At 46.5% G+C, this 24217-nt stretch carries 14 protein-coding genes and 9 pseudogenes; 10 read left to right on the top strand and 13 right to left on the bottom strand.

From position 1 onward, the window contains the following. A pseudogene (locus TZ48_RS15075) lies at positions 1-386 on the top strand (thiol-disulfide oxidoreductase DCC family protein). A gap of 57 nt (positions 387-443) precedes the next feature. On the opposite strand, the gene TZ48_RS15070 reads toward TZ48_RS15075, so the two are convergent. From TZ48_RS15070 to TZ48_RS15035, 8 genes and pseudogenes are all read right to left on the bottom strand, one after another. Then, positions 444-1304: an NAD(P)-dependent oxidoreductase gene (locus tag TZ48_RS15070; RefSeq protein ID WP_275426448.1), complete on the bottom strand. Its 861-nt coding sequence runs from the start codon at positions 1302-1304 to the stop codon at positions 444-446. A 276-nt stretch (positions 1305-1580) separates the two neighbouring features. After that, entirely contained in the window at positions 1581-3317 is a 1737-nt protein-coding gene (locus TZ48_RS15060; protein ID WP_338062279.1) for a putative bifunctional diguanylate cyclase/phosphodiesterase, read from the bottom strand. Positions 3318-3818: 501 nt separating this feature from the next. Next, positions 3819-4040: pseudogene (locus tag TZ48_RS26155) on the bottom strand (substrate-binding domain-containing protein); the annotation flags it as partial. 41 nt (positions 4041-4081) lie between these two features. Continuing rightward, a pseudogene (locus TZ48_RS15055) lies at positions 4082-4618 on the bottom strand (LacI family DNA-binding transcriptional regulator); the annotation flags it as partial. 229 nt (positions 4619-4847) lie between these two features. Continuing rightward, positions 4848-5563 (bottom strand): annotated as a pseudogene (locus TZ48_RS15050) (YebC/PmpR family DNA-binding transcriptional regulator). A gap of 85 nt (positions 5564-5648) precedes the next feature. Further along, the gene (locus TZ48_RS15045) at positions 5649-5858 is read right to left on the bottom strand and encodes a DUF3283 family protein (protein WP_112460367.1); all 210 of its coding nucleotides are present in this window, start codon (positions 5856-5858) and stop codon (positions 5649-5651) included. Between the two features lie 177 nt (positions 5859-6035). Then, positions 6036-6236 (bottom strand): PA3496 family putative envelope integrity protein, encoded by a 201-nt coding sequence (locus TZ48_RS15040; RefSeq protein ID WP_112479754.1) that lies wholly within the window; start codon positions 6234-6236, stop codon positions 6036-6038. A gap of 518 nt (positions 6237-6754) precedes the next feature. Continuing rightward, positions 6755-8725 carry a replication initiator protein RctB domain-containing protein gene (locus TZ48_RS15035; protein ID WP_112479753.1) on the bottom strand — a complete coding sequence of 657 codons (1971 nt, stop codon included), beginning with the start codon at positions 8723-8725 and terminating at the stop codon, positions 6755-6757. Between the two features lie 1235 nt (positions 8726-9960). Here TZ48_RS15035 and TZ48_RS15030 point away from each other — a divergent pair. The 5 genes and pseudogenes from TZ48_RS15030 (at position 9961) to TZ48_RS15015 (ending at position 16306) form a co-directional block, all read left to right on the top strand. Then, positions 9961-11177 (top strand): annotated as a pseudogene (locus TZ48_RS15030) (ParA family protein). Between the two features lie 8 nt (positions 11178-11185). Beyond that, positions 11186-12157 (top strand): ParB/RepB/Spo0J family partition protein, encoded by a 972-nt coding sequence (locus tag TZ48_RS15025; RefSeq protein ID WP_112479752.1) that lies wholly within the window; start codon positions 11186-11188, stop codon positions 12155-12157. 301 nt (positions 12158-12458) lie between these two features. After that, a pseudogene (locus tag TZ48_RS26630) lies at positions 12459-13286 on the top strand (tRNA(Met) cytidine acetyltransferase TmcA domain-containing protein); the annotation flags it as partial. Positions 13287-13325: 39 nt separating this feature from the next. Then, complete coding sequence (locus TZ48_RS26625; RefSeq protein WP_476723319.1) at positions 13326-14321, top strand: GNAT family N-acetyltransferase; 996 nt, start codon at positions 13326-13328, stop codon at positions 14319-14321. A 311-nt stretch (positions 14322-14632) separates the two neighbouring features. Beyond that, positions 14633-16306: a DUF342 domain-containing protein gene (locus tag TZ48_RS15015; protein WP_112479750.1), complete on the top strand. Its 1674-nt coding sequence runs from the start codon at positions 14633-14635 to the stop codon at positions 16304-16306. A gap of 55 nt (positions 16307-16361) precedes the next feature. Here the strand turns inward: TZ48_RS15015 and soxR are convergent, their stop codons facing one another. Further along, on the bottom strand, positions 16362-16793 hold the full coding sequence (gene soxR, locus TZ48_RS15010; RefSeq protein WP_112479749.1) for a redox-sensitive transcriptional activator SoxR: 432 nt from the start codon (positions 16791-16793) through the stop codon (positions 16362-16364). A gap of 95 nt (positions 16794-16888) precedes the next feature. On the opposite strand from soxR, the gene TZ48_RS25900 reads away from it, so the two are divergent. Then, entirely contained in the window at positions 16889-17017 is a 129-nt protein-coding gene (locus tag TZ48_RS25900) for a hypothetical protein (RefSeq protein WP_275426447.1), read from the top strand. A gap of 26 nt (positions 17018-17043) precedes the next feature. On the opposite strand, the gene TZ48_RS15005 is transcribed toward TZ48_RS25900, so the two are convergent. Further along, on the bottom strand, positions 17044-17406 hold the full coding sequence (locus TZ48_RS15005; protein ID WP_112479748.1) for a hypothetical protein: 363 nt from the start codon (positions 17404-17406) through the stop codon (positions 17044-17046). A 185-nt stretch (positions 17407-17591) separates the two neighbouring features. Here TZ48_RS15005 and lpdA point away from each other — a divergent pair, with 185 nt between their 5' ends. Further along, entirely contained in the window at positions 17592-19001 is a 1410-nt protein-coding gene (gene lpdA, locus TZ48_RS15000) for a dihydrolipoyl dehydrogenase (RefSeq protein ID WP_112479747.1), read from the top strand. A 45-nt stretch (positions 19002-19046) separates the two neighbouring features. Here lpdA and TZ48_RS14995 read toward each other — a convergent pair. The 3 genes and pseudogenes from TZ48_RS14995 to TZ48_RS14985 all read right to left on the bottom strand — a co-directional run bounded on the left by TZ48_RS14995 (position 19047) and on the right by TZ48_RS14985 (position 21710). After that, positions 19047-20094, bottom strand: a pseudogene (locus TZ48_RS14995) (alcohol dehydrogenase family protein). Beyond that, positions 20091-20635, bottom strand: a pseudogene (locus TZ48_RS14990) (TetR/AcrR family transcriptional regulator). The pseudogenes TZ48_RS14995 and TZ48_RS14990 overlap by 4 nt, the downstream one beginning before the upstream one ends. A gap of 82 nt (positions 20636-20717) precedes the next feature. Then, the gene (locus TZ48_RS14985; protein ID WP_112479746.1) at positions 20718-21710 is read right to left on the bottom strand and encodes a zinc transporter ZntB; all 993 of its coding nucleotides are present in this window, start codon (positions 21708-21710) and stop codon (positions 20718-20720) included. A 243-nt stretch (positions 21711-21953) separates the two neighbouring features. On the opposite strand from TZ48_RS14985, the gene TZ48_RS14980 reads away from it, so the two are divergent. Then, entirely contained in the window at positions 21954-22661 is a 708-nt protein-coding gene (locus TZ48_RS14980; RefSeq protein ID WP_239670899.1) for an acyl-CoA thioesterase, read from the top strand. Positions 22662-22824: 163 nt separating this feature from the next. Next, a pseudogene (yegD, locus tag TZ48_RS14975) lies at positions 22825-24176 on the top strand (molecular chaperone). Positions 24177-24217: the final 41 nt, after the last annotated feature.

The following is a 24217-nucleotide window of genomic DNA, read 5'->3' as shown; positions in this document are numbered from 1 at the left end:
ATGCCGACATCACTCATCCTATTTTACGATGGTCAGTGCCCGCTTTGCGTCAAAGAAATGACCGCTCTGAAGAAGCATGACACCCACAATGCTATTCAGTTGGTCGACATTTTCTCTGAAGCCTTCGAAGCTACCCAGACATTGATCAGAAGGCAGCCTCGGAGCGATTGCATGCCTATGACGAAAACGGGGTACTTTGGGAGGGATTAGACGTCACGTACCAAGCATGGCGCCTTGTCGGCCGAGGACACTATTACGCTTTTACGCGCTGGCCTTTGCTCAGGCCAATATGTGATTGGTGTTACCTGAAATTTGCCCGCCACCGCTATACGGTGTCGGGCTGGCTTACGGGCAAAAAGCGTTGCGATAATTGTCGCATCGATTGATTAGCCGCCAAGTCACAGCCTCTCAACATCCTGCTCACCCTATTTACACTGTAAAGGTTATTTCTCTGCGTCTGCTCGCACCGCTTTAAACAGTACCGACGTATCAGAGCGCCCCTCACCTGACTCCGACAAAGCGCGATAACGCTCGATAGATTGCTGCGTCAAAGGCAATGCAACACCCTGCTTTTGAGCCTCATCCAAACAGAAACCCAAATCCTTAATCATCCAATCGATGGCAAAGCCAAAATCATACTGTTCTTTGTCCATGGTTTTGGCACGATTTTCCATCTGCCACGAACCTGCTGCGCCATTTTTCAAGCAATCCACCAGCGAAGGAATGTCTAAGCCACTCTTTTGAGCCAGCAGTAAACCTTCTGAAAGCCCAGTAAGCACGCCAGCAATACATACTTGGTTCACCATTTTTGCACGCTGACCTTGACCCACCTCTCCCATCAGTACCGAAGACTTGCCATAAGCATCAAAAATAGGTTGAAGGGCATCGAAGGTTTGAGCGTCACCACCACACATAATGGTCAGCACGCCATTTTCCGCGCCCGCTTGACCACCGGAAACCGGGGCATCCATAAAACGAATCCCAGCGCTTTCACATGCCGCTCCCAACTCTTCAGCCAAGGTTGCCGACGTCGTAGTGTGATCAACGAGCACCGAACCCGATTTCATTGATGCAATCGCGCCCTGCTCTGCTGTCGTCATCTGACGAACATCATCGTCGTTGCCCACACAGACCGCCACAACATCCGCATCTTTGACACATTCCGCTACCGACTCTGCATATTGTCCCGCGTATTCATTCGCCCAGCGCTGCGCTTTTTCTGTCGTGCGATTAAACACACACACTTCAAAGCCTGCTTTCACTAAGTGTCCTGCCATTGGGTATCCCATAACGCCCAGTCCAATAAAACTTACTTTTCATTTCGGCTCCTTGTTTTTTTGATTCGGATTTACGGCCGTGTCCATGTGACGAGCGGTTGCAAGAATCGCATCTATCAGGGCTTTGACGGCTTTAGGTTGATACTGTCTGCCTTTGTACACCAAAAAGGCCTGACGGTCACTACGATAGTATTCAGGTACAACATGAAAGAGATTTGTGTTGCTCTTGTGAAAGATCAAATACTGAAAGCATGATCAAGGTATTTGCCTTGATCATGCTTTCGGAAACTCGATATAGGTGGATTAGATCTCAGCGCAACAAGGCTGCGCTACATGTCTGATTGGTCGGGGCTTTGCGAACCAAAAGCCCTGAAACATATCGCAATTCATCTGCTTGAGCTTCAAGTACTGCGCTTGGGTTTCCACCCCTTCAGCTACAACATCGTAGCCAAATGCGTGAGACATGGTGATCACTGACTCCACTAGCGCGCTATGGGCTAAATCGGTTTCAAAATCAGCAATAAAACTGCGATCAATCTTAACTTCATCTAAAGGGAGCTGCTTGAGCATGGAGAGTGAAGAGTAGCCGGTACCAAAATCGTCTAGAGAAATACGAATACCCGCCGTTTTTAGCGTATTCAGTGCTCGAAGGCACTGTTCAAAGTCACTCAATGCAATGCTCTCAGTGATCTCCACGGTAAACTGAGACGGTGACAGCTCATGAGACAGGATGGTTTGAACAAACTCTATCGCATAATGTGGGCGACAAAGTAAGCTCGAACTCACATTGATCGATACACTTATGCCGTCATCGATCAACTTATTCGCGAGATCCTCACACACACGCTTAAGAACAAACTCACTCAGTTTAACAATAAGGCCAGATTCCTCAGCCACCCCAATAAAAAGCTGCGGTGAAATGTATTGCCCGTCTTCATCTTTCCAGCGCGCGAGCGCTTCAACACTGACTGCCCCTGCGTCCTCTGAGTTGTAGATAGATTGGTACCACACATCCAGCTCGCCATTGGCAATCACTCGCCGAAGTTTCTGCTCAATAGTGAGCAGTTGCTGACTTTCTTGCTCCAACGTCGAGTCGTAGAGCGCCGCTTTTCGACTTTTCGAACGCTTGGCTCGATACATGGCAATATCGGCCTTTTTAATCAGCTCATCCGCGCTATTCGCATCAAAAGGATAAAACGCTATCCCTAAGCTGCCCTGAGTGCTGAACTCACTGCCATTGACGAAAAACGGCTTCTCTACCGCTCTCAGTATGCGGCTAGCAAGCTCTAAAGCCTGAGCTGACGTCTCTACATCACACATCAGTAGAAACTCATCACCGCCAAATCTCGCAATTAAATCGTTTCGTCTCACAACTTTTGAGAGCTGTTTGGAGACATGCAATAGCAAGGCGTCGCCCACATCATGGCCGTAGGTGTCATTGACGAACTTAAAACGGTTCAGATCCATTAACATTAGGGCTAATGGGCGCTCAGTTTTCTCTGCAATGTGTGCCTTGAGGCTGTCCGTCATCATACGGCGGTTGGCAAGGCCAGTTAGCGGGTCATGATAGGCTAATTGACGAATTCTATCTGCTGAGTGCTTTTGCTCAGTGATGTCTGTCATGGCACCAAGAAATCGAACCGGACGACCAAACTTGTCGCAAATCACTTTACCTGTGGAGGATACCCACACATAGACACCATCGGTTCGACGCAACCTAAACTGCACTTTAAATGGAATTTCTTGCTCGATTTGAGCCAGTAATTTCTGCTCTAAATCATCGATATCGTCGCTGTGTACCAAATCGAAAAAGGCACGACTGGTCAGTACTTGCGTGTTGGGTTCACCATTGTCGAACTTGAGAATATCGTTCCACCGGCTGCTCCATATTAGTTTATCAGTCAGTAAGTCCCAGTCCCAAATAGCGTCGTTAGATGAATGGCTCACCACCTGCAATTGATTCGCGAGGTCACTTGAGATCTGCGCTCGGCTTTGCGAATTCTTCAACAGCAAGTCACGCTGCAAGAACAGCGCAAGCATGTCGAGGTAATTGTGATAGCTGGAAAGTTTCGCAAGATCAGGCTGGCCTTCAATCGGCTCTACAATCGCCATCACTTCGGTGCGACCCTCTTGCCTATCAGTGACACAAAGTAAGGTCATCACAAATGATTCAGGGAGTGAATACAGACTGCTGACAGGGAAGGTTTCCGTTGGAAAGTGAATGCCTTGTTCAACGCTACTGAGCTGACGACCATCAGTGTGCGCATAACCAACCACACAGCTGTCGATAGCCGATTTCACACCATTGATTGCCCATGCAACCGGTGTGTCAAACAAACAACTGGCGTTCACAATAGAAGAGAATCCGGATTGCCCTTGTGAATATAATGTCTCGTGCAGTTCAGCGGGTGAGCGCTCAGAATGACTAAGTAATTGATTACGAATCGTAAACTGCGGGGTGTGGCTTGGGCTTGTCGCACCACAAGATTGACGCACAACCATGGATTGCTCAATCAAGCCAAGATCGCTTGCGTAAGGTGCACCCGATAAGCGCGCCATCAATCGCTCTACGGCAGCAACGGATAGGCGTTCAAGTTGCTGATCCACCGTCGTTAACCTTGGCTGCGTGCGTTCGCCCATGAAAATATTGTCAATGCCAACAATCGCCACCTGCTCCGGAACGCAAATTCCATTTTCAGACAGACTTTCCATGAGACCGACAGCAATATGATCGGTAGCACAGATGACCGCACTGCAAGGAGCATTGTCTTGCCAATAGCGCTCATACGCTTCTCTGCCCCCTGCAAAGCGGTGTTGCTGACATTGAGGATGTGCCGCTTGGTAATCGTATCACCAAAATGCTCGGCACGTTTCTGAAACGCTTTAAAACGCATTCTAACGTCGTTAACAGAGAGATCGCCACAGAACCCTATATCAACATGCCCAAGCCCTACCAGGTGGTCATACAGCGCGCTTACGCCACTCGCCTGGTCACTCGACAGAGACTCAACTTCCAATGGCGCGTAACTGGCCGCCACAGAGATCACGGGTATTCCTCTCTGTACTGCTTTTTCGACCAATGCACTCGCGGCCGCGTGCAGCACGACAATAAGCCCATCGATGTGATCAAAGGCAAAGGGAATATCAAAGTCGCGATTGTGGCCGACACGAAGAAAAATCAGGTTAATCCCGTTTTCAACGCCGTAGGCTCTGAGTGTACTGGTGATTTCGCCCATGTAGAAGCCACTTAACATCGGCAAAATGACACCTATTGTCGGCGTGCGGTGGCGACGAAATAACACCTCGTGACCATCGTTGACCCTAGAGTTTGTGTTGTCCATGTCGTTAATTGTTTTGTTGTCCGCGTTGTTAGCCTGGTATCTGACCATTCATACAGTAAGAAAATTTGTGCTTATCGAGCAGTGTGGGTTGATAAAAGTGTTAACAACCACACACTCGGTAGTGGGGAGAGTTTTGGAAATTTGACCGAGTTAGCGTTCCCTAAGATCCAAAAAAGGAGCCAACCCAAGTTCGCTCCTTTTCGTTACTGTTTAGGGGAAAGTGTCCTAATTATTGCTCAGCGTTGTGGTAAACCTGCTGAACATCATCACAGTCGTCTAGCATATCTAGGAACTTCTGGAATTTCTCCGCGTCCTCGCCAGCGATTGCAGTGTGCGTTTGTGGCACGAAAGTGATTTCTTCTACATCGAGCGTCAGCTCTGGGTACTCAGCAGCCAGCGCTGTTTTCGCTTTGAAGAATTCAGTGTGAGGGCAAATACCGTGATTACGCCATCGTCTAGCTCGATATCTGTCACATCAACGTCAGCCATCATAAGTGCTTCCAGTACCGACTCTTCATCGTCGCCTTTGAACTGAATAACAGCTTGGTGGTCGAACATGTGCGCCACAGTACCTGGGCTACCAATCTTAGCACCAGTCTTAACGAAACATTGACGAACATCCTGGAAAGTACGGTTGCCGTTGTCCGTTAGACAGTCAACGATCACGCTCACGCCACCAGGACCAAAACCTTCATAACGAGCTGGTTGGTAGTCTTCACCGCCACCACCGTTGGCCTTATCTAGCGCTTTGTCGATAACGTGCGCTGGAACTTGATCTTTCTTTGCTTTAGCAATCAGGTGCTTAAGCGACAGGTTCATTTCAGGATCGGCACCACCGTTTTTAGCAGCAACGTAAATCTCTTTACCGTACTTGGAATAAACTTTAATTTTTGCGCCTTGTGTCTTCGCCATAGAGGCTTTGCGCACTTCAAAACTTCTTCCCATTGGGATGTTCTCTCTAATTCAATTTAACGCGGAGGATTTTAGCAAATCGTCGTCACAATTCAATTCTATGCCGCAACGAAGAGTGTTACATCACTCCCATCATCTTTTTGTATTTGTCCACACACGCCTCAAACCATGCTTTTTCAGCGTCATCCTGAATGCGCTCTAGCTGTTCGCGAATCGCTTCAGGACCGGCTTTGGCTTCCTTCATTTGCCAAACGACAAAAGAAGCTTGCTTATCAAGTTCCACTTTGTTTTTTTCCGCTGGGGGAAGCAAAGACAGGTTATACGACATGGTTCTCTATATCGGTTAGTGTTGGCAAGGCAGAGAATATATCACCGTTGGCGTAGCAAACTCAAATGAAAGGCGTACCGACGGGTGCTGACGAGCGTTGTGTCGGGGTGTTAGATAAAACTAAGGGTGGCCTATGCCACCCTACTCTTTTGCTCCATCACCATTGTATAGAGTTGCTTAGTGGATAAGCCCTAACTCTTTCGCTTCTTCTAACGAAAGGCCGCTCTCTCTGATTTCTCTTAATGCTTCAATGCGGCGTCGTGCATCAGCGGATTTCGCTTGTTTTGCAGGACGTATTTCCTCTTGAAAGTCCTCAGATTGATCCCACTTGTTGGTGATGGATGTCATTTGGTCATGGTCGATTGAATTGATGGACATTGTTACCTCCTGATGAACCATGTCTGGACACCTAATCTGTAGCAAACGACAAAATTGTTGTTAAGAAAAACTGAGTCAGAATGTGATTGGCTCGGAAATTCTCATCAGAAGTGTTGGAAAGGTGTTTATAAACTTTGAAATCCGCGAAAGACGGCAGTACATTTAGGAGATTCCACCTCAGAAAATCGACTTGATCCAGATCTCCTTTTTTTTCGCGCTATCCCTTGATGCTATTGCCCTGTAGCTCAATGCAACTTTAAGCACATTGGTGAATTTTTGATAAAAAAAAAGCGAGTCCAAACGAACTCGCCAAAAAATATATCAGAATGAATGTAACAATATGAGCCAATCTACTTATTTCATTAGAAAGGACAAAAGGTTGTCTATTCGGGATAAATAATAGCCAGAGGGACTGGCTGTTATGTCAGCACACTGTCAGCGTTATGTGTAAATACCAACAAATCTAACGACCTATGTAACAAGGTTTTTCAATTACGGTTTTTCAATTTCGAAAGTTGTTAAACCGACACCTCATCCAATACTCTAAACACCGACTCATCAATATGGCCTTCGTACACTTGCTTGCATACTTTCTTCCGCACCGCGAGCGCTGAAATCAACCTTTCGATAGATAGATGCTTGTTCTCTTGACGAGAGTTGTAAAGTTCTACTACGCGACTCAAAACTTCATAAGCGATGATATCCCCATCTACACGTAACCAATCGAGCTTCTCCATGAGCTCAGAACACTCTTGTTTGATCGAAGCTATCGAATGCCCCGTCATGGCAGACAAAGCGGTTACACTGCGTTCTAGAGCCTCTGGTGAGGTGTACTTGGATAGAATGATGGTGATCTCATCGGCATTGATCTCTACCAAATGCTTACGTTGCTTAACTCGGCGGCCTAAATTGCCTCTAGGAGAAGGTGCTTTACGTTGGATAGGCTCAAATTCACCATCAATGATGGTCGACAGTTCATCGAGCTGCTTACGAGTCACGAGTTCATTGCGCAGTGGATTAGGTAGCGTTGGCGCCATATTACGCTTGCCCGCATTGGTAGTGCGAGCACGTGAATAGCGCAATACTTCTTCCACGTCACAGCGGATATCGACTTGGAAATCAGGCAGTTTTGCATCCGGATCGTGGCATGTCAGCGTTAAGTGGTAGCCCCACAAATTGACATCAAACTTGTTTGGTGACTCGACATGTTCAGCAAGATTACGAAGCTCACGCAGTAAGTCCATAGAGAAACGACGCCATTCAATATTGCGAGCCAATTTCTGATTCAAATCTGACAGCATCAATGAATCGGTATGACGACGAGCCATACGGCTACGAAAGTAAGAATAAAGTTGAAACACGAGGGTGTGCTGCTTCAAGATCTCTGGTGGGAACAAGAAGAAATAGTCTCGAGTAAGAAGCTCTTCGTAAAATGATGGCTCCCATACCAAAATGTACAGGTTTGGCTTGATCTTAATCTCACCATCCGCGCCTTCACGGGGCGCTTCCTCAGATGCCGTGATCGTTCTTGCTAAAAATCGAAAACGATCACTCTTAAAGCCTTCCGGCATGTTTTCACTCAGCCAACGGCCTGTGAGTTCATGCAACTGAAAATCGGTAAATTCAATGCGATCGATGCTGTCGCGAATTGAATCACGTGCCGGCCCACTGTCCTTTTTGCCACGTAATGACAGGATATCAGTGATATAGAGTGGCGTTTTGTTAGGCACGTGCTTCGCATCAAGATGATACTCCTCATGATGATGATCGTGATACTGAACGGTAAGAGTGAATAACGCGAACAGTGTCATGAGATCATCAACGGTCATGATGTTCTTGGAAGAACGCGTTTCGATCACAGCTTTCGTTCCGGAGATCGAAACCATTGATTTTTGATAACTTTTACGAGTTCTAGGTGGTGCGAGCGCTTGATCGATGATCCCTGCCCAGTTCGTAGGAGAGACAACGAATTGATCGGCTTCATCGCGCATTGCTGGTGGCGTATACAAACCGTGTTCGTTGAGAAGACGTTTATTAACTTGAGTTTGAGCGAGTGCTTTGGACTTTTTTTGTTTCTCTGACTGTTTAACGGATTCCGTTACCAGACTGGTTGCACCAAGCACTGATACAAGCTGGTTAGGATTGATAAAGCGATGAAGCATGGTTTTGCCAGCCAGTCCTTCTTCAAATCTTACACCATGCTGGCTGAACAAACCGATGTTTACTGCGGCACGCAATCGCTGTTGAATTGCTGCACGAGTTAACTTGCCATCCGTTGCGTCAATCAGTTCAGTTGTTGAAACATAACCGTCTTTTGAGCTGAATCCACGCAGGGAAATGAGATTCAATAACTCAAGTATACTTTTGGTTACACCTTTGAAATGTTGATACTGTTCGATCCAATCAACGGCTGTTTCCGTGACTTCAAAAAGGTGTCCGCCTTTGTGATCCCGTGGGGATCGAATCAAGATTTTATCTTCACTGCTCATGGTTGGATCTAGATCACATTATCCGTAAATTCGATATTGTTCCATAGAATAATGAAATTTAGATCATAAATAAAGCGCTATTTTGATTATTGGTAAAAAGACTGATCTTTATGATTATACTGATCTTAATTGATTAATTGATCTTATGATCTGCGAGAGAAAGCCCCTGTAAGTGTCTGAAATTATGCATAATTATTTTAGGGGCTCACGGAACTATGATCAACACCATTACGAAACCATGATCATCATATTTTGAAAGCATGATCAACTCATCCCGAATGCATGATCACCGAAATATTGAAAGCTTGATCATCATAGTTTCGGATCAATGATCATCATCTAGTGACAAGTTATCCACAGAAATAGTAGAAAAGCTGTGTGTAGATTGGAGAATATCTTGGTCAATCCTCAAGTTTTACTCCGAAAGCATGATCAAGTGGAATCCGACTGAAGAAGAAATAGTCAAATTGTCGCTTTGTAATACAGACAATTTTGCGAGCCATCGAATCCGATTAACGGTTTGTTGTTATACACTTGGCTGAGACATCTCCGGAACTATGATCAAGTGATTTAACTTAATAACTGCCGCGTTTCGATTTCAGTGCATTTATGCGCCAATTAGCGCACTATCCTTTGTTTCGCGGGACTTAAGCCGTAATCTAACCGAGTTTTTACATGCTTCCGTGGTGCTTAATTACTTGATCATTGTTCCGCTAAAGATGATCATCGTTTGGGATTAAGTCGATCTGCTCTGGTGCGAGAGAGTTCCTTGATCATGCTTTCGTAGTCTAACTGTTTCCCGAAACAATGATCAAGAGGATACCTTGATCATTGTTCCAATGTTGTTTTGTCTTGTGATTGATATGCTTTCCTCACTAATCAGAACAGTCAAACTCTCAGTCTCATCAATACTAAGATGTGAGCGGTCATTCTCAACATGTCTTCAAATGAGCAACCTCCGTAATTTATAGGCTAGGTTGTATCGTTCCGATAGAATCTGTCTTTACATTGTAAATATGTGACGCGGTAACACTTTCAAAGTTTTTAGTTTTCAGGGTACTTTTCTTCATAGAAAGGCTTACTATTTGGTGATACTTTGCGCAAATAATCATCATAGAGCTAGATACCAGTCAAATTAATGTAAATAATCTATGTTGATGAGTGGACAGCTTTTTCTTGAGATTGTACGATATTGCTGTACATAAACAATTAGGTTACTTGGTTGGAACTTGGGTATGAAAAGAGAACAAACAATAGATAATCTCTACCAACTTGCAGAGCAAACTCAGCAAGTACAAGCGGATCGTATTGAAATCGTTTTGGAAGAGCGCAGTGATGACCACTTCCCAGCGATGTCAAAAGCGATGATGGAAACGCGCTCTGGCCTAACTCGCAGAAAGCTCGATGATGCCATCAGTAAGATGGAGCTGGGCGGTCATCAGTTTACGAAAAACAACGCCAATCACTACTCTATTTCGCTGCAAGAAGCGCATATGTTAATGGATGCGGCAGGCGTTCCTAAGTTCCACGAGCGCAAGAATAGCGCTAACAACAAGCCATGGATCATCAACGTACAAAACCAAAAAGGTGGTACGGGTAAGTCGATGAGTGCTGTACACCTGGCGGCTTGCTTGGCGTTGAATCTAGATAAACGCTACCGTATTTGTCTCATTGACCTTGATCCACAAGGCTCACTTCGTTTGTTCCTAAATCCACAAATCAGCGTTGCTGACCACGAGAATATCTATTCTGCGGTTGATGTGATGTTGGAAAATGTCCCAGAAGGTACAGAGATTGACTTAGAGTTTCTTCGTCGTAACGTACTACTGCCAACGCAATATCCAAATCTTAAAACGGTATCTGCGTTTCCAGAAGATGCCATGTTTAACGCTGAAGCGTGGCAAACGCTGTCGCAAAGCCAATCTCTCGACATCGTTAAACTTCTGAAAGAGAAACTGATCGACAAGATTGCTGAAGACTTCGATGTCATTATGATTGATACCGGTCCTCACGTAGATCCACTGGTATGGAATGCAATGTACGCATCTAACGCATTGCTAATTCCATGTGCCGCCAAACGTCTTGACTGGGCGTCAACAGTGAACTTCTTCCAGCACTTGCCAACGGTTTATGAGATGTTCCCTGAAGACTGGAAGGGGCTAGAGTTCGTTCGTCTAATGCCGACGATGTTTGAAGATGACAATAAGAAGCAAGTGTCGGTACTAACAGAAATGAACTACTTACTTGGTGATCAAGTGATGATGGCCACCATCCCTAGAAGCCGTGCATTTGAGACTTGTGCTGATACCTACAGCACGGTTTTCGATTTGACGGCGTCTGATTTTGAGGGGGTAAGAAAACGTTGGCTGTTGCTCAAGACGCTGTTCAAAAAAGTGCACTAGAGTTAGAAAGAGTATTGCACAGCAACTGGGCTTCACTGAATCAAGGGTAATGTAAGAAATGGCAATTAAAACTTCAGAATTAAACGCCAAGCTATTTGGTAAAGCAAATAAACGCCGCGCAACGACACCACAAGAGGCACAAACCGCTGCAAAAGAGCAGGCACAAGTGATTGAACTGTCTGTAGCAGGTGAAGAACTTGTGTCGTTTGAATTGGTTCGCGTGCCAGCAAATGAAGTCGAAACAAAAACATTTGTTTTCCAAGAAAACGCGCGTGAGCAATCTTTTTTAAACGAGCATGCATTGTCAGATGTATTAGCTACATTGCGCGACAAAGGTCAGCAATACCCAGCGGTTGGTCGCCGTCAAGCCGACGGTACCATCGAGGTATTGGATGGTAGTCGCCGTCGAATGTCATGTATCTTGGCGCAAAAAGAGTTTCTGATTTACGTTGCGGATAACATTAACTCTGAACACGCTAAGTTCCTTTCTGATGTCGCAAATGCTCATAAGCCTCTTTCACTTTATGAAAAAGGCAAAGAAATGCTCGCTAAACTCGAAAATGGTGAAGCAGAAGACCAAAAAGCATTGGCAAAAATGTTCCAGTGCAGCGAAGCGTTAGTAAGTGGTGCTCTCAAGGCCGCAGACTTACCATTGGAGCTACTTCAAGCCTATCCAAATGTGAGTGACTTGGGGCGCCCGACGATTGTTAGATTGCACAAGCAGTTTAGTGAACTCGATAAAGATAACCAGATTAAACTCATTGATCGTTGTCAGCAGTCGGAAGGGTACGTTTGGCAAACGAGCCAGGCGCAGGGCGTTGCTCGCATCACCAAAGATGTGTCTGAAACACTAGAAAACTGGATCCATGAACTGTCGCCGCCAAAACGTGCCAAAGTGACAAAGATTGATTTAGTTAAAGGCCGTGCAAGCTATACGCGCAAAGGGCCAAACCTAGCGATTAACCTGAAAAAGGTCGATGACCAGACCATGGAACAAATCCTAGAGTTTTTGAAGCAAAAGCTGCAATAAGTACCACAACAATGCCCCGCAAGAGCGGGGTATTTTTTTGTGCTAAGATTGGCCAAGGTTTCTAATAATGACGTCGCCATGGCAAATCACTCTCTATCCTCTCGTATTGATGCACAGCTAAGCTCTATAACTCAACTGCAGCAGCTCGCTCAGACCCAATTTGTTCGCGCAGTAACGGTCTTAAAAGGCGAGTCACAATGCAGCAAACTTTGCTTGCCCTGGTTGTGGAGCACTTTCCCCCGCAATCTCGATTCCATATAGGTTCGGAAAACATTGACGGACTTGTAAATGTTCCCCCAATCAAGGTAAGCGCCTTTTAGGGCAAGATACGCAGATGTTAGTGGTCACCATTGATGAACAGTTTGACGCTAACAGTTTTAATGCTGCGCTCGGTACTCTGGTCGGTGGTGGGTTGCTTATTTTGCTGCACACTGAAAAGTCTTCGCTCCATCCTTGGCTTGTCGGTGCAATCTCAGAGTTGCCAACGCTTGAAGAAAGTAGCTTAGAAGTGGCACAGCCGAGTTTGTTTTGTTTAGACGATGATACCCGTCTGGCATCGCTTTCATCAACTAGCGCTACTAACCGATTTGAACAGCAAGAGCAGGCGATAGAGCTTATTCATCATGTTGTCACGGGACACAGAAAACGCCCGCTTGTTCTAACCGCCGATCGCGGCCGTGGGAAAAGCAGCGCGCTGGGTATTGCTGCTGCTCGGTTTAATGGAAAGCGTCCTCTACGCGTTTTGATTACCGCGCCAAGCAAATCCTCAGTGGTATCAGCACTCGCGCATTTTAACAGGGAACTGGAGGGACAGAGCTTATCTGCTTCTAGCGTAACACTCGAGTTTATTGCGCCAGACGAACTGTTACAGACCAAGCCAAACTGTGATTTTTTGTTCGTCGATGAAGCGGCTGCGTTACCTATCTCGATGCTAAAGAGAATGGTGGAGCACTATCATCGAATGGTCATTAGCACCACCATCCATGGTTACGAAGGATGTGGCCGTGGTTTTAGTGTTAAGTTTCTTCCGTGGTTAACTGAGAATCGGAAAGGCGCTAAGAACTATCACCTCGACTCCCCAATTCGGTGGAGCCAGTATGATTTATTAGAGCCGTGGGCTTCATCTACGTTCTTGTTGAATGCAGAGCTCAGCGCATTGCCTGAACCTATGGTTAAAGAACCGATTCGACGCGACGCACTAACTTGGGAGACTTTCGATGCCAAGAGCGCGTCTTTGAATCGTGAGCGTCTCGATGCGGCTTTCGCTTTACTGGTTAATGCCCATTACCAAACGTCGCCAAATGACCTTATGTGGTTGTTAAACAGTAAAACCATGAAGCTCTATATCATGAGTTACGACGACATCGTAGTCGGTAGTATTTTGGTGAACAGGGAAGGGCAGTTAGACCGCGATCTAATTGAACGTGTTCAATTAGGTCGAGCTCGTCCCGCCGGCCATCTGGTGCCTGTGGAATTATCAAACCACCTCGGATTATCCACAGCTGCGTTGCAATCGTGTCTTCGTGTGATGCGAATTGCTGTCCACCCACTATTGCAAGGTAAAGGTCTAGGAAGCGAAATGTTGACTGCGTTGTCTCAGGTGGCAAAAGGCAATGTAGATTATCTCGCTACAAATTTTGGCGCGACAGCTGAGCTTGTTCGTTTCTGGAAAACAAACGGTTTTTTACCTGTTCGTATTGGTAGTGCGAAAGACAAAGCAAGCGGCACTTACAGCAGTACTTTCATTTGCCCGCTCTCTTCAGAAAGTGTTGAATGGATCGATGAAGCTCGCAATCAGTTTGGTGATTCCTTACATTTTGCTCTTCGCACGCATGCTCAGGATGTCGACCCATCGCTTGCGCTCTCTTTACTTAAAAGCTCAGAGGTTAAATCTCTGTCGTCTATCCCTGTTTCCTCTTTGGTACCAAACTATGTAAGGGGAGGGAACAGTTTCAACTCGGTTCGGCCTTTCTTGATGCCGCTCATACCGTTGGCATTGTCACTTAATGGTGAACACGTGAGCACGCTTATTGTGGCAGTCGTTATCCAAGAGTGGAGCTGGACAATGGTGGCGGAGTATTTTGGCTTTGCCGGTAAGAAACAAGCCGAGCAAGCATTTCGTCAAGAACTCTCTAAACTGTTGTCTGTTTTACAGTGTAAATAGACCTAGCTTCTTCGTACACCAGATTTACACTGTAAACGGTATGAGTGTTTACAGTGTAAAATCTATCATTGCCTATTTTTACACTGTAAATCGCATCAAACCTCTTCTATATCTCCATTCGATACCGCACTTTATTCTAGAATCCCGTTCAAAGTTTTGAACAATTTACCGTGAGCACTCCCGTAGTTTTTGTTGATAACGGTAGTCTCAGTAGTGAGACTTCACTAAGATAGAATGAATTATTGAAGCATGATCACACTCGCAGCAATGTACGGCGAGCGTGAGTTCGCATAAGGAAGTGGTCGTTAATCATGTGGAAAAGCGTTTTATCTCTCTCTTCGGATAAGCAACAAGTCATTGCTCAATTGCCAAAAGAGTATGAGCAAGGTTTGGCATTGGAGCTTAGTTTACTCGGCAATGCCCTGCAGGAAATCAACGCACAGGATTACTGGGTTGATGACAGTGCCGTGAACCAATTTATCAAATCGGCGCAAGCGGCAAAGGGGGAAGCATTCTCAGGTTTGACGCTCGCTGAAATACGTAATGCAACCGCAGAAGTCGTACTCACTGAGCAAGATATGCTGGCGAGCATTAAAGTAACCGGAGCTTACGCCGGCGAAGCTTTAGCTCCGAATGACATTATCTCCGCTTTAACCACTGCTCGAGTTGTGAAAGGTCTGAATAAGAAAGCGCTTAAGAAAGTACTGTTGCTTAGTCAGCAGCTGAAAAAAGGCGAAACGTACACCCAGCCTGTTGCGATAGGTAAGCGTCCAAAAGAAGGCAAAGATGCTCAGTTCATTCCTCTGGTTGCCGACCCTAAGCAGCGAGTCTTAAAACCTCAACAAGCGGGTTCCAACGGCAAAGTCGATATGCGCGATTTGGGCGCTGTCGTCACCGTTGGCGAAAATGAACAAGTGATGCGACGTATTCCAGCGATATCTGGAGAAAACGGCTATACCGTCACGGGCGCTATTATTCCTCCAAGACCAGTAAAAGACCTACCTCTAAAACCAGGCGCGGGTACACGTTTCTCTCCAGATAACCCAAACACGTTATTGTCGACGATGTCAGGTATGCCAATCATCAAAGCCTCCGGTGTTGAAATCGACGAGGCGCTTTGTCTAAGTAATGTCGATATCTCAACCGGCCACATTAAGTTTAAAGGCAGTGTCGTGATTTCTGGCAATGTAGAGCCGAACATGGAAGTGACTGCAACTGGCACTATCACCGTCGGCGGTTTTGTTGAATCGGCATTTCTAAAAGCGAAAGGCGATATTACTGTCGCGAAAGGCATTATCGGTCACAATGTTGATGACGGTGAACAGAAATCTTGCCGACTGGAGTCTGGAGGAGACGTTGTTGCTAACTACGCACAGTTTGCGGATATCAGCGCCAAGGGCGATATTCACTTCACTGTGCATAGTCTGAACAACGATATACGTTGCTCTGGCGACTTGTTGGTGATAGGTAGCAACAAAAAGCAGGGCACATTGAGTGGTGGTGAAGCCAAAGTTGGTGGGAAGGTGCAATGCCATCATCTTGGTGTTGAGGGCGATACAGCAACCTACATTCAAGCGTTTGCTAACTATGAGCATTACGCTAAGAAGCTTGAGCAATTGCAAGAACGCTACACAGAGCTACAAGAGCGTAAAATGATTGCAATCAGGCGTGAGATTGAGCTTAAGAAAATCCCTAAATCGAGTCGAAGTGACGAGCAAAATGCCGAACTCGCGGCGCTAAATAGTGCCGATACCGGAGCATTAGACGCACTGAATGAAGAGAAAGAGCGCATCGAGCTCGAACTGTATGCGAAACTTGAGTTAAATACCGTAGAGTCCGTGGTTCAAACTCATACCCGCGTTACTGTTCAGTTCGATGATGAGAAGGTGACGACTCGTTCCACTCACGGTCCGGCTACTTTTAGCTTTAACAAACAGACCATTACCTTCGCGCCTAAATTGAAAGAAGAAGATATCTTGGTGTAGCTCAATCAGGGTGAGCGTGTGAGACGCCCGCCATTCAGTCAAGCGCGTCTCACTTTTACTGCTTCCATAGCGTGGCGCCATTCCCTAACGTATCAGCCAAGGCATCTTGTGGGTTGCGCAGACGACACTTAGACAATGATAAGCAGCCACAGCCAATACATTCGCCGAGCTCATCTCTGAGTTTTGTCATCAACCAAATCTTTTCATCCAGTAAGGCTCGCCAATCTTGCCCCATCTGTTGCCATTCTTCCTGACTCGGTGCTCGATTGAGCGGCAAACTGGATAGCGCCTGTTTGATTTCTTCCAAGCTAAGCCCCAATTGTTGACCCGTTTTAATGACTGCTATTCGCCTCAGTACCGAACTGTCATACCGTCTTTGATTGCCTTGATTGCGCCAACTGGTGATCATCCCTTTTTGCTCGTAAAAGTGCAGCGCAGAAACGGCGACTTCGGCACGCTTTGCAACTTGTCCTACGGAAAGCTCCATAAATACTCCTTATCTTTTAGGTAATTATAGCTTTACCTAAAGTTAAGTTGAGCCTTTAACCTTGAGATCAGTCACAAGGTTAAGGAAGAAACAGTATGGAAAAGAATAGGAGACTACACCTACTAGGGTTGATGTTTGATGGTATCGCATCGGGAATGATGTTGATGGCGTTGCATGATTCACTCTCAAACAGGGAACAAACGGAACGTTTTTGGCCGTCGTGATCTGGGTTTGTTCATCGATGACGGCGCTATTGAGGCTTAGCAATGGGCTTTGGCAGCGGTTTGGCTGGCAGTGGTGTAGGAACAGGCTCAGTTGGCGTTTCTGGGTGAGTGATCTTAATGCTCTTAATGAAGCGGCTAAAGTAAAGCTCCTTTACCAGCTCATCACAGCGATCATGGGTGAGTCCTCGCTTTGATTGCTCGCTTCCTACTGCAACGATGGTCTGGTTGCTCGGACGATAGCCATTTGCTACTTCACAAAGCTCAATCGTGTCCATGTAGTTTGGATAAACATTTACGGGAGATGAGCGAAAACCTAATTGGTTCATTTGATAGGAGGAACAACTAGAAAGGGCAAGCGCCGCAATTGTGATGAGTGCTTTGTTTCGCATTTTGAATCGTTTGCTGTGGAAGGGAGCGCTAATACTAGCGCCTATTTATGACAGATAAAGCGAAGTTTGAAACCTAGGTCACTTAGCAGCAAAAATTAACACTGCCCAGACATTTAACCAGTCTATACTGGTGCTCGCTTAGCACATTTCCAGTAAATCCAACCAGATATTCAAGGAGAAACAGCATGACGGAATCTATCAACGTAGATGTTGCAGTACTCGGTGGTGGACCCGGCGGATATACCGCAGCCTTTCGAGCCGCTGACTTGGGCTTGTCAGTGTGTATTATTGAAAGTCGAGACACATTAGGTGGCGTGTGTGTCAATGTGGGCTGTATCCCTTCCAAAGCGCTATTGCACGCGACATCACTGATTGAGCAAGCGAAACTGGGTCAGTCTATGGGGATAACCTTTGCTGAGCCCCAAATAGACCTCGGGGCGCTACGTGAGCACAAGCAGTCAAAGATCAACGAACTCACCAAAGGCATCGCTGGGCTAGCAAAAGCACGCAAAGTGACGCGACTTCAAGGGCAAGGACAGTTTACCTCTACCAATACACTCGCGGTCACGGGTGAGAACGATCAAATTGTTGAGTTTAAACACGCCATCGTTGCGACGGGATCGCACTCGATCTCACTGGCTATTGCGCCAAATGATCCGCGTATCTGGGATTCAACCGATGCTCTGGCAATGGAGTCTATTCCAGAACGTTTGCTTATCGTAGGTGGCGGCATCATTGGACTTGAAATGGCACAAGTTTACGCAGCGCTTGGTTCGGACATTACGATCGTAGAAGCACAAGACCACATTATTCCAAGCGCGGACAAAGACTTAGTCCAACCATTGCAACGTGCGACTAAGAAAACGTATCGAACACTAACCAAAACTTTAGTGACCCAAATGGACGCTCAATCAGATGGCATTTTGGTGTCATTTGAAGGAAAAAAAGCCCCAGAACCTAGCTTGTTTGATGCAGTGCTGATTGCAGTAGGTCGAACGCCTAATACTGAGCGTCTTGGTATAGATGAGCTGGGCGTTGAACTTGATGCGAACGGGCGCGTTAAAGTTAACGACAGAATGCAAACCAATGTGGGTCATGTGTATGCTATTGGCGATATTGTCGATGGACCCATGCTTGCACACAAAGCCACTCATGAAGGCAAGGTTGCAGCTGAAAACATCGCTGGCTTGGATTCTACGTTCTGCCCTGCGGCCATTCCGTCTGTTGCTTACACACACCCAGAGCTTGCTTGGGTCGGTTTAACCGAGACAGAGGCCAAAGAGCAAGGTTTGCAATACAGCGTGGGCAAGGTTCCATGGCTAGTAAGTGGACGTGCTCAGAGTGTCAATGCCACTAATGGTGTGACCAAAGCGCTGTTTGATAAGGAAACGGGGACTCTTATTGGTGCTGGTATCTGCGGTGAAAACGCGGGTGAATTGATTCACGAAGCCACAGCTGTGCTTGAGTTAGGCGGACGAGCAAAAGATATTGCCCATACGGTTCATGCTCACCCTACGCTAGCCGAGACGTTTGCTTTTGCGGCTGAAGTTGTGGAAGGCTCTATGACGGATATGCTTCCAGCTAGAAAGAAATAATTATAAAAGAGGGCGCAGAAGCGCCCTCACATTTTTTAGATCCGATTAAGACGTACTTACGTTAAGAACAATCTTACCAATGTGTTTTTTTTTCAACAAATTCAGTTTGAGCCTGTTTGATATCCGCAAGCTCAAATGTTTTGCCGACAAGTGGCTTAATCTGCTCCCCTTCAATGCGGCTGATTAGATTCGGGAACACTTCATCTTCGAGCCCTGTGCAGCCAAAGAATGACAAATCCTTGAGATAAAGGGTACGAACATCGAGTTCAACCAGAGGCCCTCCGATTGCACCGGAGACGGCGTAGCGTCCTTTTGGGGCCATAACTTCTAGAAGCTCAGGCCATTGTGACCCCGCTACAAGATCAACCACCACATTAACACTGTTATTGCCTAGCGTTTCCACTAAGTTCTGACCGCGTGATACCGTCTTGTCCGCACCAATCTCAAGCAGTGCCTCTGCTTTAGATTCGCTTGTCACGGCAATAACGGTTGCGCCTCTCGCTTTGGCTAGCTGAACCGCTGCAGAGCCAACTCCACCAGAGGCACCAGTGACGAGTACGACATCGCCTAAGGCAACATTTGCACGTGTCAGCATGTTCTCAGCTGTGGAGTATGAACATGGAAATGAGGCGAGCTCAATGTCCGTGTAGCGTGAATTTACACTGTAAGCCTGACGAGCATCTACAGTTGTATATTCTGCAAATCCACCATCGCATTCAGAGCCAAAGTACCAGAAATGCTCAAGCCTTTGACCATCTACGTAACGCAAACATGGGTCAATCAGTACGCGTTCGCCGATCCGACTTGCGTCAACATTTGAACCTACCGCGACAATATGTCCACACACGTCCGCACCTTGAATACGAGGCAAACTCAGCGCATTGCCAGCCCAACCGGCATCTTCACTGTCGTTGTCGCCTTTTGAGTACCAACCGATTCGCGTATTGATATCGGTATTATTGACGCCAGCTGCACTCACTTTAATCAAAACCTCATCGGCGTTTGGCGAAGGTAGCGGAATGTCGCTGCGAAGTTCTAGTTGGTCTAAGTCACCATGACCAATTAGTTGTACGCCTGTCATCACCGAGCTCATTGTTGAATTCCTTTTATGTGGCTTTTTGAATGGGTAGAAAACAAAGTCGTGACAGCTACTTTGGCAGCGGTAATCGCCGATTCACCTAAAATGGGATAAGCGGTGGTTGTTCCCTCATGCAGAACAAATAGAGCATTAGAAAGATCGTCTCGTCCACTCAATTTGGCAAGAGAGTCGATAACCTGTTGTTTGTGTTTTTCAACTGTCGAATTTATCTCGGTGTTGTCAGGAAAAGCCGCAAGTGCATTGACCGACAGGCAACCTTTTGGTGCATGTTCTTTCATCCAACTGCCAAGAAAGTCAAAGGCTGAAAGGGTGGCATCTAGCCACTTTGCTGTGCGCACTGCTCTAATAGGGCGATGTAGCGCTGGTGTCGATGGTTTAGTGCGCCAACGACCATACTCTCTTTGGAAGGGAAGTATTTATATAAGGTGCGCATACTCACACCAGACAGCGCTTTTAGCTCGGAGACACTCGGCTCTGCGAATCCTTTTTGTGCGAAAGCGCGCTCTAGATTCTCAGCAATTTGTTGTTGCGACATAGACAATCTCAAAAGGTAGAATGATTATACTACCCTCAGTGTAGAATAATCATTCTACCCTCGTCAACCACCATAGATATCGCTAAAGCCACCGTTTTGCCATTGCCCAAACAACGGAACCCACACTAAACACTACGCACAGTGCAGTAACGAGCCAAAATGCATAGGGATTTTCCGTCCCCGGCATTCCACCCACGTTGATGCCCAACAAACCGGTGAAAAAGCCTAACGGCAAAAACAAACCTGCGATGATCGTGAATACATAAGTGCGCCGGTTCAGCGTTTCGGCATCGATAGCGTTGAGCTCATCCATCATTAATATCGAATGCTCACGCAGCATCTCTATATTCTCTAGACAGCGCAGCTGTCTATCGAGTAGTGCCTTGATTTTTAGGTTATCGAGCTCGTTAAGCCACTCTAAATTGAACGCTGCGAGTTGATTCAATGTCTCTTTTTGCGGAGAGAGGTGTCTGCGAAGTTTGATGCAAACCTTGCGTAAGTGACTGACTTGCTCTCGATAATCGTTGCTGCCTGTCGAAAAGTCGGCTTCTTCAAGCTCAAGCGCATGATCTTCAAGTTGATTTAGGCTGCTCTCTTGTTTCGTTGTAATCGCATCAAGCCAATTGATGAGTAGCTCAGGAATGGTTTGAGCGCCATCTCCGCTCTCAAGAGATTCCAATACTTCTTTGGTGGAAATGAGCGGGCGACGACGCGTGCTGATGATTCGAGTTCCATCTGTCCATATTCGCAGGGACACCATGTCTTCAGGATCCGATTCGGGGTTTAGATTGATGGCTCTGAAGTTAGCAAGCACATTGTTCTTTCTTTTGAGTATGTGGGGGCGACTGTTTTCACTGGTCAAACCATCAATAGCAACATCATTTAAACCGCTGTATTGCTGTATCCAGTCAATCGTGCTCGGGACACTGTAATCAAAATGCAGCCATACGGGCTCATCTCGTTTTTGCCAAACTTGATCAATATCTTGATTACAAGGAATAAGACCTCCGTGCCCATCAAGTTGAATGGCGTGTATCAAACCGTTTGGGTAGCTGCTATTAGGTTGTGTTTCCATAAAAACCTTCAGTTAATTATTTGTGCTTATTAATAATAAAATGTTAATCGAAGATGTGTGTTAAGTGTAACAAAATTAGGGAACACCCCTTGCAGCGACCGATCCGACCAGTTATTGTTGAGTAACAAAGCATTAACATAAGGTGGTGGGGATGCATTTCGACGAACTAATCGCAAAAGCCGAGCTGTGTGCGACAACAGGTGAACATATGTCGATCCCAGCGTCATGGGGCAGGGAAGAACCGTGTTTGGCGGGCTGTCTGCCTCGCTGCTCTATACTGTGATGAAATCTCAGTTGAGTGGGGAACGTGTACTTCGCTCTCTCAACACCAACTTTGTTGGTCCGCTCCTCGTTGATGTGCCGTTTACGTTTGAGGTAGAAGTGCTCCGGGAAGGGAAGAGTGTTTCCCAACTTAGTGCTCGTTTGGTGCAAAATGGTCAAGTTGCTGTGTTTCAACAAGGTTGTTTTGGTGCTGATCGCGAGTCCAAGATTGTGGTGAAAAACAATGACAACCATATTATGCCAATACCCGATGATCTCCCTCGATTTCCGTCGATTGAGCAGGGCGCTCCAAACTACACCTCCCATATCGATCTTGCTTTGGCTAGAGGTCACTTGCCTTTTAGTGAAAGTAAAGACTCACATACTTGGGGGTGGATGCGATTTAAGGTCTCCCCTGAGTCCATTTCAGATGCGCATTTGATATGCCTTGTCGATGCTTGGCCACCTGGCGTATTGCAGATGATGAGTACTCCCGCACCGGCCAGTACCATGATGTGGAATCTCGAGTTTATTCATCCCCATCGCTCGGTGCAGCCAGAGGATTGGTTTGCTTACCAATCACACACGAGACAAGCCGCTGAAGGCTATGCGCACGCGCAAGCAAACATCTGGAACAATCGTGGCGATCTGGTTGCCGTAAGTCGCCAAAGCATCGCCATCTTTGATTAGCAGCTTTTACAGTGTAAACAACCCAAATGGGCTCCGACGACAAGTCGTAGCCCCATTTTTGTGTTTGACCTGTCGATTGGTGCCGGGTTTACGGTTTCGCGCTTGAACTTCATTTTCAGGCTGTTATTCTTTGCCGCCTTTTTCACGAGTTGAGGTAATCCCTATGGCTATCGGTTTTGACTACGGAACTGCAAACTGCTCCGTAGCCCATTTAAACAATGGCAGCGTTGAGCAAATCCCGCTGGTTGGGGATAACTGCTACATTGCATCAACACTGTGTGCACCAACAGCAGAAACCGTATCAGAGTACCTATTTCGCTGTTTGGACATTCGTCCATCTGATGACATTGGTGAGGCCGTATTACGCCGTGCTGTCAAGATGAACCGTGAAGAAGGTATTGAAGTCATCCCAAGCGATGTATTGTTTGGGGAGCAAGCTCTGAATCTCTATTTAGAAGATCCGAAAGATGTCTATTACATCAAGTCACCAAAGTCCTTCTTAGGTGCGATGGGGCTGCGCGATATGCAGCTGTCGTTCTTTGAAGATCTGGTTTGCGCCATGATGAGTAACGTCAAGCGTAAAGCGGAAGCGAATTTAGAGCGCACCATTGACCAAACCGTGATTGGTCGCCCAGTGAACTTTCTCGGCCGAGGTGGCGATGCATCTAACCTACAAGCAGAAGGGATATTGCTGCGAGCGGCAAATCGCGCTGGCTTTAAAGATGTCGAGTTTCAATATGAGCCAGTTGCGGCTGGACTTGAGTTCGAATCGACTCTGACTGAAAACAAGAACGTATTGGTGGTCGATATTGGTGGTGGTACCACTGACTGCTCTTATATTCAGATGGGGCCATCGTGGGTTGGCAAAGACGACAGACAGCAATCGCTCATTGCCCACACAGGCCAACTTGTTGGCGGTAATGATTTGGATATCTACATCGCGTTTCGCCGCTTTATGCATGCGTTTGGTATGGGCACAAAACGCTTATCTGGTCTAGATATCCCAGTGACTCAGTTCTGGAATCCGATTGCGATTAACGACGTGCAAGCGCAAAGAAAGTTCTATGCGCACGACAACTTGAAAGAGCTTAGGCTATTGGCAAAAGAGGCGTTAGAGCCGGAAAAAGTGAATCGTTTGGTCGCCTTGCATCAAGAAACCTTGGGTTACGCGGTGATTCGAGAAGCGGAAAAAGCCAAGATTGCGCTCGAAGAAAATGCCGAATACAAAGCGATGCTCGATCTCTACAGTGAACATGTGGGGATCGACATCAGTCAGGCAGATATGGCGGCGGCGATTGATAATCCGACCAAGAAAATTCAAGCTCTAGTTAAAGAAGCGGCGCAACAAGCGGGCACGTTGCCGGATGTGATTTACATGACGGGAGGCTCGGCACGCTCTTCTGTGCTTCGCAAAGCAGTGCAAGATGTGCTGCCAAACATTCCAGTGGTCTCAGGCAACTACTTTGGCTCGGTGACAGCAGGGTTGGCACGATGGCAGATGTTTGTTTTAGATAAAAAGCGCACTGCGCAGATAGACAAAACCCAGAACGTTGCTC

The sequence above is a fragment of the Vibrio variabilis genome (assembly GCF_003263785.1).
Lineage (GTDB): Bacteria > Pseudomonadota > Gammaproteobacteria > Enterobacterales > Vibrionaceae > Vibrio > Vibrio variabilis.
Note: the sequence above shows the minus strand (reverse complement) of the source record. Positions and strands in the feature narration are given on the sequence as shown.

What these genes read in the sequence shown, in the direction of transcription:
- TZ48_RS15015 (WP_112479750.1), top strand. Translation starts at nt 14,633, where the DNA reads ATGTGGAAAAGCGTTTTATCTCTCTCTTCGGATAAGCAACAAGTCATT.
- TZ48_RS15045 (WP_112460367.1), bottom strand. Translation starts at nt 5,858, where the DNA reads ATGTCGTATAACCTGTCTTTGCTTCCCCCAGCGGAAAAAAACAAAGTG.
- TZ48_RS15060 (WP_338062279.1), bottom strand. Translation starts at nt 3,317, where the DNA reads ATGCTTGCGCTGTTCTTGCAGCGTGACTTGCTGTTGAAGAATTCGCAA.
- soxR (WP_112479749.1), bottom strand. Translation starts at nt 16,793, where the DNA reads ATGGAGCTTTCCGTAGGACAAGTTGCAAAGCGTGCCGAAGTCGCCGTT.
- TZ48_RS15025 (WP_112479752.1), top strand. Translation starts at nt 11,186, where the DNA reads ATGGCAATTAAAACTTCAGAATTAAACGCCAAGCTATTTGGTAAAGCA.
- TZ48_RS15005 (WP_112479748.1), bottom strand. Translation starts at nt 17,406, where the DNA reads ATGCGAAACAAAGCACTCATCACAATTGCGGCGCTTGCCCTTTCTAGT.
- TZ48_RS26625 (WP_476723319.1), top strand. Translation starts at nt 13,326, where the DNA reads ATGGTTAAAGAACCGATTCGACGCGACGCACTAACTTGGGAGACTTTC.
- TZ48_RS15040 (WP_112479754.1), bottom strand. Translation starts at nt 6,236, where the DNA reads ATGTCCATCAATTCAATCGACCATGACCAAATGACATCCATCACCAAC.
- lpdA (WP_112479747.1), top strand. Translation starts at nt 17,592, where the DNA reads ATGACGGAATCTATCAACGTAGATGTTGCAGTACTCGGTGGTGGACCC.
- TZ48_RS14985 (WP_112479746.1), bottom strand. Translation starts at nt 21,710, where the DNA reads ATGGAAACACAACCTAATAGCAGCTACCCAAACGGTTTGATACACGCC.
- TZ48_RS25900 (WP_275426447.1), top strand. Translation starts at nt 16,889, where the DNA reads ATGGAAAAGAATAGGAGACTACACCTACTAGGGTTGATGTTTGATGGT.
- TZ48_RS15035 (WP_112479753.1), bottom strand. Translation starts at nt 8,725, where the DNA reads ATGAGCAGTGAAGATAAAATCTTGATTCGATCCCCACGGGATCACAAA.